This window comes from Microcystis sp. LE19-195.1E (assembly GCF_027532095.1).
Taxonomy (GTDB): Bacteria; Cyanobacteriota; Cyanobacteriia; order Cyanobacteriales; family Microcystaceae; genus Microcystis; species Microcystis aeruginosa.
This window is the reverse complement of the sequence record NZ_JAPZSZ010000253.1, coordinates 1-12,572: the sequence shown is the minus strand read 5'-3', so window position 1 is coordinate 12,572 and position 12,572 is coordinate 1. Positions and strand designations below refer to the sequence as shown.

Here is a 12,572-nt window from a genome sequence, read left to right as displayed (position 1 = left end):
AAAGTACGGGCGAAGCATTCGGGCAATAACCTATCGGTGAAACCGTAGATTTTTTATCCGAATGCTTCGCCCCTACAGGACGCGGGCCGATGAAGACGCAAGGTTTTGAAGCACGATTCTCTCAAAATCTTGCACCTGTTTCGCTCGTAAAGCCACAAAACCCTTACCTTGCCTACATTTCACATTTATTCAGCAAGCCCTAAATGGAGATAGGGAAAATCACAAAAACTGTCACCTTTTTTACTTTTTCCTTGATATCCCGTGTCTAGCTGGCAAATTCCCCCATCGGTAGAGCTTCCCCAAGAGTTTTTAAAAATAGTCCAAGACTACACCCCAGAGTCGGATGGCAGCGTCGTGGCACAAATATTATGGCATCGCGGTGTCCGGGATATGGCGACTCTGGGGACGTTTCTGGATGAGAAAGCTTATCAGTCAAAAACTCCCTTTGATTTTGGGCAAGAAATGAACTTTGCCGTCAAAAGACTGGAAAAAGCCCTCAATAAAGGGGAAAAAGTGACTATTTGGGGTGATTTCGATGCCGATGGTGTCACCGCTACCAGTGTACTCTGGGAAGGATTGGGGCAGTTTTTCCCACCCTATCAACAGTTAGATTATTACATACCCGATCGCCAAAAAGAATCCCACGGCCTCAATTGTCCTGGTATCGAGAAACTAGCGCATCAAGGAACCAGTTTAATCGTCACCTGTGACACGGGAAGCACGAATATCGCCGAAATTGACTATGCAAACAGTCTAGGTATCGATATTATCATCACCGATCATCATACCCTACCCGACGAGCGCCCCGAGGTGATTGCCCTGATTAATCCCCGCTACTTTGTGGAAACCCATCCTTTCTATCATCTTTCTGGGGTTGCCGTTGCTTATAAATTAGTGGAAGCGATGTATTTAACCCTGGCAGATATTCCCAGAAAACCCCTAGAAAATTTACTGGATTTAGTTGCGATTGGTTTAATTGCCGATTTAGTCAAATTAACGGGAGAATGTCGTTATTTAGCCCAAAAAGGTCTTAAAAAACTGCAAAACACTCAGCGTTTGGGAGTTAAAAAATTACTCGATTTATGTAACAAAACCGGAGATAGACCGATGGATATATCCTTCGGTATTGGACCGCGCATTAATGCCGTCAGTCGCATTTATGGCGATGCCAGATTTTGTGTAGAATTACTTACCAGTGAAGATGAAAAACGTTGTCACGAATTAGCTGAACAAGCGGAATTGGCCAATATTCGTCGCCAAGAAATCCAACGGGATATTATTAAACAAGTTCAGAAAAAACTAGAAAGAATTGATCTTTCCACCACTAATGTAATTATTTTAGATGATCCCCAATGGCTGGCGGGAATTTTAGGATTAGTTGCGGGACAAATTGCCCAAGAATACCAGCGACCAACAATTTTATTAAGTACCAGTGAGCCACCTTTTGCTAAGGGTTCCGCTCGGTCAATTCGTGATATCGATCTCTATCAATTAGTATCCTCTCAATCCCATCTTTTACATCGTTTTGGTGGTCATCCTTTGGCCGCAGGTTTAAGTTTAACTATAGAAAATTTACCGCTATTTATTGAGGGAATTAATCAACAATTGCGACGCACAGGAATTGATTTAACTTCCCTTTCTTCCGAGATAGAAGTGGCTGCGGTGGTGACGGTTTCCCAATTGGGAAAAAGTCTATTTAGAGAATTAAAATTACTGGAACCCTGCGGGATGGGTAATCCGACACCGAAGCTATTAATTCAAAATTGTTATTTTCACAATCTTTGGCATAAAAATCTTGAAGATTTCAAAGGCAGAAAAATCGCTTATCCCCGGACAACTTTTGAGATCTGGGATAGTTCAATCGAGCAGGGATTCCCCGGTATGTGGTGGGGTCATCACAAAGACGAAATTGCTGCCGATACCCGTTATGATGCCGTAGTCGAATTAGATTTTAATACCTACAAAAATCGCTATGAAGTGCGCTTAATTGCCCTGCATCCCTATCAACAAGAATCCCTAACCTATAGCAATAAAAAAGATTTTTTAATCGACAATCGCCATCGAGAAATTAATCGAGAAGTTAGCCAATTAAATCCCCTTTTTCTCTGGGAATGTCCCCGGGATTGGACAAAACTTTCCCGGGAATATCAACAGGCAATTTTACGCGATAAAAAGTTAGTTCTTGCCTATGCTAGTCCTTTGAAAAAATCCGCTCACACCACATGGATAAACCTTGTCGGGATCGGGAAATATTTAGCTAGAACTAAAACCAGCATTTCCTGTCAACAATTACAAAACCGCTTAAACCTCAGTTATCATACCCTAGAATTAGGATTAATTTCCCTAGCAGAAAATGGCTTTAAAGTCAAGAAAAATCAAGAAAATTTATCCTTTGAATTAGTCAATCATGAGGCAAAAATTAATAAGATTGAGCAATTTCTAGAAGCGGTGGCCCTAGAAAACTTTCTCCAGCAATACTTTGCTACTGTTCCCCTAGAAATTCTGCAAACAATTCTTAATCATGAAGACTCGATCGATTTCTAGTTATAACCCTTATTTACTGATTACTGATTACTGATTACTGACTCCTAAATCCCTATCACCCTATCACCCTATCTCCTGACGACCGACTCCTGACTCCTGATTACTGGTCACTGATTACTCCTTGACCGAAGAATTTCGGGGGTTTTGCCAGGGTATAAACTTCCGTATTTTGTGCGATTGCTTGACGAATATAGAGAGGAGTTTGTAACATTCCTAGTAAACTCATGCCATCAATTAAACGTAATCCTCCCGTAGTTGTATCGCTGATTAATTCATCTACCACGTCCGGATCGGGACGAGTATTTAAAGGATGATTAGCACAGAGAGTAAAACCCCAAGGGGAACCATAACTAGGAGTGGGAGCGCAATAGGAATGAACGTAGGGAAAAACTGCTTTTAAAGTATTCACCAAACGCGCATGATACATCACCGAAGGAGGAGAAACCGGGCCAGATTGGACAACAACAATGCCATTTTCTGCCAAAACTCTTTGTAGTTTTTCAAAGTATTCTTTCGTGAATAGGGGGAAAGAAGGACCCTCTTCGATGGGATCAACCAGATCGGAGATAATAATATCCCATCGATCGTTAGTGGTGTCTAAAACTTCTAAAGCATCAGCGACAACTAACTCAAAACGAGGATCATCAAAAGTGCCTTGGTGCATTTCGGGAAGATGTTCCTTACAAGCTGCCACCACATCCCCATCGATATCGATCATCATCACTTTTTCGATGGTTTTCCAACGCAATAACTCCCGCGTTGTCGCACCTTCACCACCTCCCAGAATTAAAGCAGTTTTTGGTTCTTGGTGGGCAATCATTGCCGGTTGCACTAATGCTTCATGATAAATAAATTCATCCCCCGTACAAGATTGCCATTTGCCATCCAGTACCAAGGCTTTTCCATAGGCCCCCGACTCAACAATATACATCTCCTGAAAAGCGGTTTTTTTGTAGGCTAAAATCCGCGAAACCCCATGACTATAAATGTCCCAGGGGGTAATATATTCGTTAACCCATAGATCCGCTTTTAGTTCACTTCCTGCCATAACTAATCCTCCTTGGGGTGAAAAAGGCACGATCTATCATTATACAACAATTGACAAAATTCGATCGATAACCTGAAATTATCTCCAGGTAATCCCGAAGCTGCCGATAATCGATCGCTGAAAAACGTTAAGCTAGAAAAGATTAAGTAAGTAGTTATAATTAAATTGAAGATAGATTTTGCCTCTGATCCCCCCTGCCCCCCTTGATAAGGGGGGTGCCGATCCCCCCTTAATCCTCCCTTAATCCCCCCTTGACAAGGGGGGTATTTGATAATTTTTAACGCCTACCTACTTAGCTCCAAGTAAACTTCTAGCCACTAACCTATGACCAAAAACGAGACTACCGAGAAAAAGATTTTTCTCCTAGATTTTGAGAAACCCCTCTACGAATTAGAATCCCGCATCGAACAGATTAAAGAATTAGCCCAAGAAAATAGCGTAGATGTCTCGGAACAAATTAGTCAACTAGACGAACGAGCTAATCAATTACGTCGTGAAATTTTTAGCAATCTCACCCCTTCCCAAAGGCTACAATTAGCCCGTCATCCCCGGCGCCCCAGTACCCTTGACTATATTCAAGCAATCACCGATGAATGGTTCGAGTTACACGGTGATCGCGGTGGTTGCGACGATCCCGCTCTTGTGGGTGGTGTTGCCCGTTTTAACGGTCGTCCCGTGGTGATTATCGGGCATCAAAAAGGCCGGGATACTAAGGATAATGTGGCTAGAAATTTCGGCATGGCTGCCCCCGGGGGTTATCGTAAAGCCATGCGTTTAATGGAACACGCCCATCAGTTTAATCAGCCAATTTTAACCTTTATTGATACCCCCGGCGCCTGGGCGGGGGTGGAAGCGGAAAAATTAGGTCAAGGGGAAGCGATCGCCTATAACCTCCGGGAGATGTTCCGTTTAGATGTGCCGATCATTTGTACTGTTATTGGCGAAGGTGGTTCGGGCGGCGCTTTGGGCATTGGGGTCGGCGATCGCCTGTTAATGTTAGAGCATTCTGTCTATACCGTGGCGACTCCCGAAGCTTGTGCCGCCATTCTCTGGAAAGATGCCAAAAAATCCGATAAAGCAGCAGTTGCCCTCAAAATTACCTCAAAAGATTTAAAAGAGTTAAATATTATCGATCAGATCGTTCCTGAACCCTCCAGAGGGGCCCATGCTGATCCGATTAGAGCGGCAGCCAATTTAAAAGCCGCTATTAGTGAAAATTTAGAGGCTTTATCTGTGTTAACTCCCCAACAACGGCGCGAATCTCGTTATCAAAAATTCCGCAATTTAGGCGTATTTTTAGAAGCTACAGCTTAATCAGTGATCAGTGATCAGTGATCAGTTATCAGATGTGAGTTTTCAGTGATTAGTTTGTTTTGTAGATTTGCTAGGGTTCAGCTTCAGTTTAAGGGTTGCACCGACAAAGCTATAATATTGATGGCAGGTTCAAAGACACACCAGATGAAACGGGACGAGGTGCTGGCAATTCTAGAGGCACACCGAGAACAGTTACAAAAACTAGGGGTGAAATCTTTGTCTTTATTTGGTTCAGTGGCCAGGGATGAAGCTGATGCCGATAGTGATGTAGATTTGTTAGTAGAATTCGATCGACAAGGTGGTTTTTTTCAACTTCTGCAAGTACAGTATTATTTAGAAGATATTCTGGGATGCTCTGTGGATTTAGGAACTCAGGATGCCTTAAGAGAACATTTACGGGAACCTGTGCTTGAGGATCTGATCAATGCCTTCTAGAGATTGGCGACTTCGCCTTCAAGACATTTTAGAATCTATCAGTGAAATTGAACAGCGAACAAAGGCAATGACGTTTGAGGAATTTGCCAAGAATCAAACAAATATCAAAGCGGTTCTCTATGATTTTATTATTATCGGAGAAGCAACTAGAAATGTACCGAAGGAAATTCAGTCTCGCTATCCTCTTATTCCTTGGCGTTTAATGGCAGGAATGAGAAATGTTGCAACTCACGAATATTTTCAAGTTAATTTAAGTAGAATTTGGGCAACAATTCGAGAAGATTTGCCGACCTTAGTACCACAACTACAAGAAGTATTGTCAAGGGAAAAAAACCAGAATAGTTGCGGGGCATTTGTCATATTTAGGGCTTGCTGAATGATGGTAAAACCCTTTGAAAATAAGACTTTTGACCTGTTAAAATCCGATGTTATACTAAATCCAGTTATTAAAGACGGATTATCTATTACCCCTATTGCCTCTCCTCATAAGTAGCCTATACTAAACGGATTTAGTATTAGTCCGATTATTTCCGAGTTATTAGTGGTAAATTAATCTTACCAATTAAAAGGTCCCAAAGCCCGATCGTTGTAATCGCCACCCTCGGCAATAAAATGAATGACCATCGATTTACGGGTTAGCAGGGTATTATTAATCTTCCCACCACCATGAATTAACATTCCGTGCCAGAGAAGAATCTCTCCTTTTTTAGCAGTAAATGATTGACAGTCATAATTCTGAGCGCGCTGGTTAACATAATCTTGGTATTGGGGAATTTGAGCGGCAGTAATATTTTTAAGATTGACGGCGGGATAGTCTGGAAAAAAGTCAGTTACTTTGATATTTTTATGAGATTTAGGATAAAAAATTAGCGGCCCAGCATCGGCGGAAATATCTTCCAAGGCAATCCAAACACCGACTAAATGATTAGCAGGATGAACATAAAAAACTGCCATATCCTCGTGCAGCCCCTGCTCTGTACCGTGCAGGAAGTTGATGGAATATCTCGGTTCGCAGGATTTGCCAATAATTAAATTAACTAAATCTCTCAGATTTTGATTGTCAAAAATTGCTCGAGCAGCGGGGGAAATCTCATGAAAGGCATGGAGTCGCCAAATAGAATTAACCAAGGCTTTTCTTTGCTCGATATCTAGGGCTAAAACTTGCTCGTGACTTAAACTCGCCGGTAGATTTTCTGCTTGAATGCCTTCAATTCTTAATCCAGGGATAGCCGATTCTAGGAAAAATAAATCGGCTAATTCCGCTACTAAATTATCGATCGCCGTTGCGGGAATTAAATCTTTGACAATACAATAACCCAATTCTCGCCAATGGTCAAGGAGTTGATATTCTCGTTCGGAAATTCGCCGTTGTTGACGAGCTTTTTGCAGGGATTTTTCGGCTTGCGATCGCTCTAACCAGGGTAATTCGGCAGTAGAATTGAAAGACCAGGGCAAATTTTTTAAGATATCGGCAATTTTAAGAATCATGGTGAGTCCATCTTTTCCGAGCTACTTTCGGACTATTCTAATCTATGAGTGTTCGGTCTAGTCTGTCAACAGATATATAGCGTTTTTCAGTCTGCTGAGGTACAAAAGTTATGGGTTTTAGGCACTCATGCAAGAGGCAAAAGGCAAAAGGGAAGAAAAATAGGTGTACCTCACTAGCTTAGGAAACGATATAAATTATCTGAAAAAACCCCCTAGGATGAGTTAGGAGGTTACAGGGAAAAAATTAATCAGGGTTGATGGGATTAACTGGCGCTAACTTCAGCAGGATAAACGCTAACTTGACGGCGACTTTTATCCTTGTATTCAAATTTGACCACACCATCAATTAAAGCGAATAAAGTATCATCGCCACCACGACCTACATTTTTACCCGGGTGAACTTTAGTACCCCGTTGACGGATGAGAATATTTCCCGCTTTTACCACTTGACCACCGTAGCGCTTAACGCCTAGTCTCTGGGAACGAGAATCGCGTCCGTTGCGGGTACTACCCGTACCTTTCTTATGAGCCATAATTTCTCTCCAAATGCTTTTTTGATTCTAAAAGTTATTCTTCTTCATCGCTACTATCTTCTACAACTTCAGCGACGGAGGTAGCAGCAGTGGCGACTAGGGTTTTACCGTTATAATTGATTGAATCAATCATAAAACGGGTAATTTCTTGACGATGACCGCGTTTTTTACGGGTTTTCTTTTTCGGGCGCATTTTATAAACAATAACTTTTTTGCCCCGACGATGTTGCATGACAGTGCCTTCGACGGTGGCCCCTTCGATAAAGGGTTGACCGATGCTAATATCATCCTCATCATGGATTAATAGCACTTTGTCGATGGTATGGGTACTTTGTTCATCGACGGGAAGAAGTTCGATATCGTAATAGCGACCGGGTTCTACCCGAATCTGTTTGCCACCGGTCTCAATAATTGCGTAACTCATGAATTTTCTGCGCTCGTTTTGCCGTACAGGTAGCTGAAAAAAATTCCAGCTTTTGTGCTAATGTCTTCACCTGATCCGAGCAGGAATTGACACGATTTACCATTATCTAATATCTAGGGGGCAATTGTCAAGCTTTTAGCCCACCGATTGGCTATATACTAAAAATAATCTTACGAAAAACTCAATTAAACCGTTATGGAACAGTGGGAAAGCAGAGGACACCTGTTAACCGAACAAATTAACCCAAACAGCCTAAATTTAGACCAATTAAACCCGCTCGAATTGGTGGATCTCTTCAATCGCGAGGATGCCCAAACCCTAAAAGCGATCGCCATGGCCCAGCAAGAATTGGCCCTAGCGATCTCCCTGACCAGTCAAGCTCTGGCTAAAGGTGGTAGACTCTTTTACATTGGGGCGGGAACCAGTGGCCGGCTGGGGGTTTTGGACGCGGCCGAATGTCCCCCCACCTTCTGCACTCCCCCGGAATTGGTACAGGGAATTATTGCCGGTGGAGCGGCGGCGCTGGTGCGTAGTTCCGAAGATTTGGAGGATAAAGCGGAAGATGGAGCGGCGATTATTGCCCAGCGAGAAATTCACGAATTAGACGTGGTAGTGGGGATTACCGCCGGGGGGACAACCCCCTACGTTCACGGGGCTTTACAGGCGGCAAAACAGCGAGGTGCGACGACGATTGCTATTAGTTGTGTCCCCGCCGAACAAGTGGAGATCGCGGTGGATGTGGATATCCGGTTATTGACTGGACCGGAACTTTTGGCCGGCTCCACACGGCTGAAAGCGGGAACGGTGACGAAAATGGCTTTAAATATCCTTTCCACAGGGACAATGGTAATGTTAGGCAAGGTTTACGGCAACCAGATGGTCGATGTGGCAGTTACTAATCATAAACTCCATGACCGCGCCCTGCGGATTATCTGCAACCTTACCGATGTTAGTCGCGAGGAAGCGGCTATTTTACTGGAAAAAAGTGGCCGCCGGGTTAAACTGGCTTTGTTAATGCAGAAAACGGGACTTTCGGCGGCCGCAGGACAAGAATTGTTACAAAAGCATCGGGGTCAATTACGGGCCGCCCTGCAAGCTTATAATCAAATTGATTGATAAAAACCTATTGATTTTGACTTTCCTATGGTTAATATTTCTTCGGAAATTGCTGCGGTCGCTGTTATTTTCCTCGTCGCTGGTGCTATCTTGACTTGGAGTTTTTATCGGGCTAAACCCTACGGCCAACTGGGAATTTTAGCTTGGTTACAATCCTTGGTACTCATAGCTCCTTGGTTAATTTTTTTCGGGCTATTTGCGGCGGGAATTTATCTCAATCTAGCGGTAATTCTCTTTTTACTGGTTGCTTCCACCATTATCTATATTTATTTGGGCAGCCGTTTACGCTTACTGAAAACCAATCAGATAATTGAACCGAAAGTTAACCCGGCAGTTAGCCAGTCCGTTACTCCTCTAGAAACCACGGCATCGGTGACAGTAATTGTACCGGATGTGATGCCAATTCCCGAAGAGGATTTAAAAGTTATTCAGAGTATTTTTGGGATAGATACTTTTTTTGCCACCGAAACTATCTCTTTTCAGGAAGGGGCAATTTTTAAAGGCAATTTACGGGGAGAACCGGATCTAGTTCACTCGCGCTTAACCCAGAAATTAAGTAATAATTTTGGCGACAAATATCGTTTATTTCTGGTGGAAGGAACCGAGGAAAAACCTGTGGTAATTATCCTTCCCAAAACTAACGATCCTAGTCCTGCCACTCTTGCTCAAAAAAATCTCTCTTTAGTTTTGTTAGTAGCCACCATTGTCACTAGCTTAGAAGCGGCGGGAATTTTATTAGGTTTTGATTTGTTTGGTAATTGGCAGAGATATCGAGAAGCAATTCCCCTGAGTTTGGGTTTATGGTCGGTATTAATTGCCCACGAAATCGGTCATCTAATTATCGCTAAACGCCATAATGTTCGTCTCAGTTTACCCTATTTTCTTCCCACTTGGCAGATTGGTTCTTTTGGGGCGATTACTCGTTTTGAATCTTTATTACCTAACCGCAGTGTCCTATTTGATATAGCTTTCGCTGGTCCTGCTTTGGGAGGTTTGGTTTCTTTAATCTTGTTAATCGTTGGACTGACTTTATCTAATTCGGCCAGCCTTTTTCAAATCCCTAGTACCTTTTTCCAAAGTTCAATTTTAGTGAGTTTTTTAGCGCGGATAGTTCTGGGCGACGAGTTACAAAATGCCGTTATCTCCGTGCATCCTTTAACTGTTATCGGTTGGTTAGGATTGGTGATTACCGCCCTTAATTTACTGCCTGCTGGACAGTTAGATGGTGGCAGAATTGTTCAGGCTATTTATGGTCGCAAAATTGCCCGCCGCACCACTGTGGCCACTTTGGTCATTTTGGGCATTATTTCCTTAGTTAATCCCAGTAATCCGATTCCTCTCTATTGGACAATTTTAGTCGCTTTTTTACAAAGAGAGTTGGAAAGACCTAGTTTAAATGAGTTAACCGAACCCGATGACACCCGCGCCGGTTGGGGTTTATTACTACTCTTTTTAATGTTGGCGACTCTGATTCCTTTAAGCCCTAGTTTAGCGGGACGGTTAGGCATCGGTGGCTAAATACTTCCCCGAAATTCTTGCCATTGATTGCCGTCAAAAAAAAGCTTGACAAAAACTCAAGTCTTGACTTATAATTTTCTTATAATGGGAATCCGTGTCCGCCTATAGACCCCTGATTTTTCCGTAAAATATAGCCTCCAGTATTTACCCCTGAAGATTTGACTTTTGGAGTTGCTCAAAATGTCTAACGAAACTGTCACTTATTCCCTAGAAGCTGTCCTGACAAGGATTGAGGGGAAAATCGACTCTCTGGAAAAACGCCTTGACGAGAAAATCGACTCTCTGGAAAAACGTATTGACGAGAAAATCGACTCTCTGGAAAACCGTATTGACGAGAGATTTGACAAGATAGAAGACCGGTTAACTAAAGTAGAAATAGGACAGGCCGAACTCAAGGGAGAAATCAAAGCTCTGGATGAACGAGTAAGCACAAAAATCGAGGGATTAACTGCAAGGGTTGCCTATCAGGAATTCACCAATCGAGGGATTCTGATAGCATTGGTAGTCGCTATTTTAGGAGGTGCCGCTAAACTTTTTGGTTTTTTCCCTAATCCTTAGAAGTTGCCGGTAGCCGTACCTAGTAAGTAGTAGTGCAAAATTAATTTCCTAGTCGAGACAGGAGATAGGAGACTCCGAGACAGGAGACTCCGAGACAGGATAGGGGATACGGGATACAGCTATTAGGGATCGGATTTGAGTTTTCAGTTCACTGTTTACCGATCACAGCAGATGTCTGACGGAGTAGTGGCTTAGATGTGTAATTAATTGTGCTTAGATACTTAGATAGGCTCTTCCCAAAAATTTTTCGATCATTACCCCGATCATTCGTTAGAATAGATTCAGAATTTAAGGATAAAACCTCATCTATGAATCCCGTTGTTTTGGTGCATGGTTTTCTGGACACTACTGCTGTTTTTAAACCGATGAGCGAGTATTTAAACTATCATGGTTGGCAGGTGCATAGTTTTAATCTAATTCCCAATCATGGTTACAAAAAGTTAGAAGTTTTAGCCGGTCAGGTGGAGAATTATATCGAGAAAAACTTTGCTAAAGAGCAGAAAGTAGATCTGATTGGGTTTAGTATGGGAGGATTAATTACCCGCTACTACCTGCAAAGATTGGGAGGAGTGGCAAGAGTGCAACGTTACCTAAATATTTCTGCACCGAATCGAGGCACGTTAACCGCGTATAGTTTACCCTTAGATGGGATTAGACAAATGCAGCCGGGGAGTCAATTTCTAGAGGATTTAAATCAAGATTGTCAACAAATTTTAAATAAAATTAAAACCACAATTATCTGGACTCCCTACGATTTAATGATATTTCCTGCCCATAGTTCTCGTTTATCGGTGGGCAAAGAAATTTCCATTCCGGTATTGCTCCATGCTTGGATGGTCAAAGATAGCAAAGTTTTAACAACAATTAAAGAGACCTTATTAGAATAGAAATACTGGTTCTCTCCAATACCGGAACAAGGTCAAAATATCACCAACAAAAAAGTTAATTATCATCAAAAAAGCTTGACTTATGGTTATAATTGTGCTAATTAAAAAATGAAACGCATCAGCGGCGGACTTCGGGATTTGTATCATTAGAAGATTATTAAACCTCTAGGTTTACTCACTTAAATTAGCAGTTTCTAGCCATTTTTTACCCATTTCAATCGGAATACCGAGGGGAGGACAGAGGACTTTAATTAATTCAATTCCTCCCGTGATTAAAATGCTTCTTAGGCGAGAATTTTTCTTGATTTCTGCGTCAACTTGTGCGACAAAAGTTTGTTTTTCAATTTCGGTATTAGTCGGATAAGTTTGGGTAAGTTAGCTGATAAGTTGTTGGATTTCTTGGGCAGCTTCGGCTAAATTTTGGGGTGTGGCGTAATCATAAATAATGCCATCACCCTGTTCAATAATCTGCACGTTTTGGGGTTGAAAAATGTTGTATTTAGAGGCTTGAGGATTTTCTGACATAGGTGTTTCTGAAGTTAAGTTATTTAGGGCTTGCTGAAAGAAGCTATACTTTAGACGTTCATAATCTGAGATTTATTAAACTTCTGAAATCGTAGAGTGAGCAAGGAATCCAGTTCTTTTTTATGTTTCAGGTGGGCATCATTCAGACATTCATAAATAGCTGAAGAAAAGTCAGAAAATTT

General features: G+C 42.2%; 14 protein-coding genes and 1 pseudogene. 8 read left to right on the top strand and 7 right to left on the bottom strand.

Annotation, left to right across the window (positions count from 1 at the left end):
- Positions 1 to 261 precede the first annotated feature (261 nt).
- On the top strand, positions 262 to 2,544 hold the full coding sequence (gene recJ, locus O9300_RS14115; protein WP_287972279.1) for a single-stranded-DNA-specific exonuclease RecJ: 2,283 nt from the start codon (positions 262 to 264) through the stop codon (positions 2,542 to 2,544).
- A 100-nt stretch (positions 2,545 to 2,644) separates the two neighbouring features.
- Here the strand turns inward: recJ and O9300_RS14110 are convergent, their stop codons facing one another.
- On the bottom strand, positions 2,645 to 3,592 hold the full coding sequence (locus O9300_RS14110; RefSeq protein ID WP_287972276.1) for a fused MFS/spermidine synthase: 948 nt from the start codon (positions 3,590 to 3,592) through the stop codon (positions 2,645 to 2,647).
- Between the two features lie 324 nt (positions 3,593 to 3,916).
- Here O9300_RS14110 and accA point away from each other — a divergent pair, with 324 nt between their 5' ends.
- From accA to O9300_RS14095, 3 genes are all read left to right on the top strand, one after another.
- Positions 3,917 to 4,906 (top strand): acetyl-CoA carboxylase carboxyl transferase subunit alpha, encoded by a 990-nt coding sequence (gene accA / locus O9300_RS14105; protein WP_287972274.1) that lies wholly within the window; start codon positions 3,917 to 3,919, stop codon positions 4,904 to 4,906.
- A gap of 144 nt (positions 4,907 to 5,050) precedes the next feature.
- Complete coding sequence (locus O9300_RS14100; RefSeq protein ID WP_002736589.1) at positions 5,051 to 5,341, top strand: nucleotidyltransferase family protein; 291 nt, start codon at positions 5,051 to 5,053, stop codon at positions 5,339 to 5,341.
- Positions 5,331 to 5,717, top strand: coding sequence for a HepT-like ribonuclease domain-containing protein (locus O9300_RS14095; RefSeq protein WP_287972272.1), 387 nt, complete (start codon positions 5,331 to 5,333; stop codon positions 5,715 to 5,717). Before O9300_RS14100 ends, O9300_RS14095 begins: the two co-directional genes overlap by 11 nt.
- 179 nt (positions 5,718 to 5,896) lie before the next feature.
- On the opposite strand, the gene O9300_RS14090 is transcribed toward O9300_RS14095, so the two are convergent.
- The 4 genes from O9300_RS14090 to O9300_RS14075 form a co-directional block, all read right to left on the bottom strand.
- A complete protein-coding gene (locus tag O9300_RS14090) occupies positions 5,897 to 6,829 on the bottom strand; it encodes a phytanoyl-CoA dioxygenase family protein (protein ID WP_287972270.1) in 933 nt (310 codons plus the stop codon).
- Positions 6,830 to 7,092: 263 nt separating this feature from the next.
- On the bottom strand, positions 7,093 to 7,362 hold the full coding sequence (gene rpmA, locus O9300_RS14085) for a 50S ribosomal protein L27 (RefSeq protein WP_002744094.1): 270 nt from the start codon (positions 7,360 to 7,362) through the stop codon (positions 7,093 to 7,095).
- 34 nt (positions 7,363 to 7,396) lie between these two features.
- Positions 7,397 to 7,786 carry a 50S ribosomal protein L21 gene (rplU, locus tag O9300_RS14080; RefSeq protein WP_149989476.1) on the bottom strand — a complete coding sequence of 130 codons (390 nt, stop codon included), beginning with the start codon at positions 7,784 to 7,786 and terminating at the stop codon, positions 7,397 to 7,399.
- On the bottom strand, positions 7,767 to 7,889 hold the full coding sequence (locus O9300_RS14075; protein WP_287972268.1) for a hypothetical protein: 123 nt from the start codon (positions 7,887 to 7,889) through the stop codon (positions 7,767 to 7,769). Before O9300_RS14075 ends, rplU begins: the two co-directional genes overlap by 20 nt.
- Positions 7,890 to 7,981: 92 nt before the next feature.
- Here O9300_RS14075 and murQ point away from each other — a divergent pair, with 92 nt between their 5' ends.
- The 4 genes from murQ to O9300_RS14055 all read left to right on the top strand — a co-directional run bounded on the left by murQ (position 7,982) and on the right by O9300_RS14055 (position 11,865).
- Positions 7,982 to 8,902 carry an N-acetylmuramic acid 6-phosphate etherase gene (murQ, locus tag O9300_RS14070; RefSeq protein ID WP_287972267.1) on the top strand — a complete coding sequence of 307 codons (921 nt, stop codon included), beginning with the start codon at positions 7,982 to 7,984 and terminating at the stop codon, positions 8,900 to 8,902.
- Between the two features lie 27 nt (positions 8,903 to 8,929).
- Complete coding sequence (locus O9300_RS14065; RefSeq protein ID WP_287972265.1) at positions 8,930 to 10,420, top strand: site-2 protease family protein; 1,491 nt, start codon at positions 8,930 to 8,932, stop codon at positions 10,418 to 10,420.
- 180 nt (positions 10,421 to 10,600) lie between these two features.
- Positions 10,601 to 10,978 carry a DUF4164 domain-containing protein gene (locus tag O9300_RS14060; protein ID WP_287731041.1) on the top strand — a complete coding sequence of 126 codons (378 nt, stop codon included), beginning with the start codon at positions 10,601 to 10,603 and terminating at the stop codon, positions 10,976 to 10,978.
- Positions 10,979 to 11,286: 308 nt separating this feature from the next.
- Entirely contained in the window at positions 11,287 to 11,865 is a 579-nt protein-coding gene (locus O9300_RS14055; protein WP_002760290.1) for an esterase/lipase family protein, read from the top strand.
- A 375-nt stretch (positions 11,866 to 12,240) separates the two neighbouring features.
- Here O9300_RS14055 and O9300_RS14050 read toward each other — a convergent pair whose 3' ends face one another.
- The gene (locus O9300_RS14050) at positions 12,241 to 12,390 is read right to left on the bottom strand and encodes a hypothetical protein (RefSeq protein ID WP_287972262.1); all 150 of its coding nucleotides are present in this window, start codon (positions 12,388 to 12,390) and stop codon (positions 12,241 to 12,243) included.
- 50 nt (positions 12,391 to 12,440) lie between these two features.
- A pseudogene (locus O9300_RS14045) lies at positions 12,441 to 12,572 on the bottom strand (IS630 family transposase); the annotation flags it as partial.

Excerpts from the sequence above, each read along its gene's own strand:
- accA (WP_287972274.1), top strand. The coding sequence starts at position 3,917 with ATGACCAAAAACGAGACTACCGAGAAAAAGATTTTTCTCCTAGATTTT.
- rpmA (WP_002744094.1), bottom strand. The coding sequence starts at position 7,362 with ATGGCTCATAAGAAAGGTACGGGTAGTACCCGCAACGGACGCGATTCT.
- O9300_RS14065 (WP_287972265.1), top strand. The coding sequence starts at position 8,930 with ATGGTTAATATTTCTTCGGAAATTGCTGCGGTCGCTGTTATTTTCCTC.
- O9300_RS14075 (WP_287972268.1), bottom strand. The coding sequence starts at position 7,889 with ATGGTAAATCGTGTCAATTCCTGCTCGGATCAGGTGAAGACATTAGCA.
- rplU (WP_149989476.1), bottom strand. The coding sequence starts at position 7,786 with ATGAGTTACGCAATTATTGAGACCGGTGGCAAACAGATTCGGGTAGAA.
- O9300_RS14055 (WP_002760290.1), top strand. The coding sequence starts at position 11,287 with ATGAATCCCGTTGTTTTGGTGCATGGTTTTCTGGACACTACTGCTGTT.
- O9300_RS14090 (WP_287972270.1), bottom strand. The coding sequence starts at position 6,829 with ATGATTCTTAAAATTGCCGATATCTTAAAAAATTTGCCCTGGTCTTTC.
- O9300_RS14095 (WP_287972272.1), top strand. The coding sequence starts at position 5,331 with ATGCCTTCTAGAGATTGGCGACTTCGCCTTCAAGACATTTTAGAATCT.
- O9300_RS14050 (WP_287972262.1), bottom strand. The coding sequence starts at position 12,390 with ATGTCAGAAAATCCTCAAGCCTCTAAATACAACATTTTTCAACCCCAA.
- O9300_RS14110 (WP_287972276.1), bottom strand. The coding sequence starts at position 3,592 with ATGGCAGGAAGTGAACTAAAAGCGGATCTATGGGTTAACGAATATATT.
- O9300_RS14100 (WP_002736589.1), top strand. The coding sequence starts at position 5,051 with ATGAAACGGGACGAGGTGCTGGCAATTCTAGAGGCACACCGAGAACAG.
- murQ (WP_287972267.1), top strand. The coding sequence starts at position 7,982 with ATGGAACAGTGGGAAAGCAGAGGACACCTGTTAACCGAACAAATTAAC.
- O9300_RS14060 (WP_287731041.1), top strand. The coding sequence starts at position 10,601 with ATGTCTAACGAAACTGTCACTTATTCCCTAGAAGCTGTCCTGACAAGG.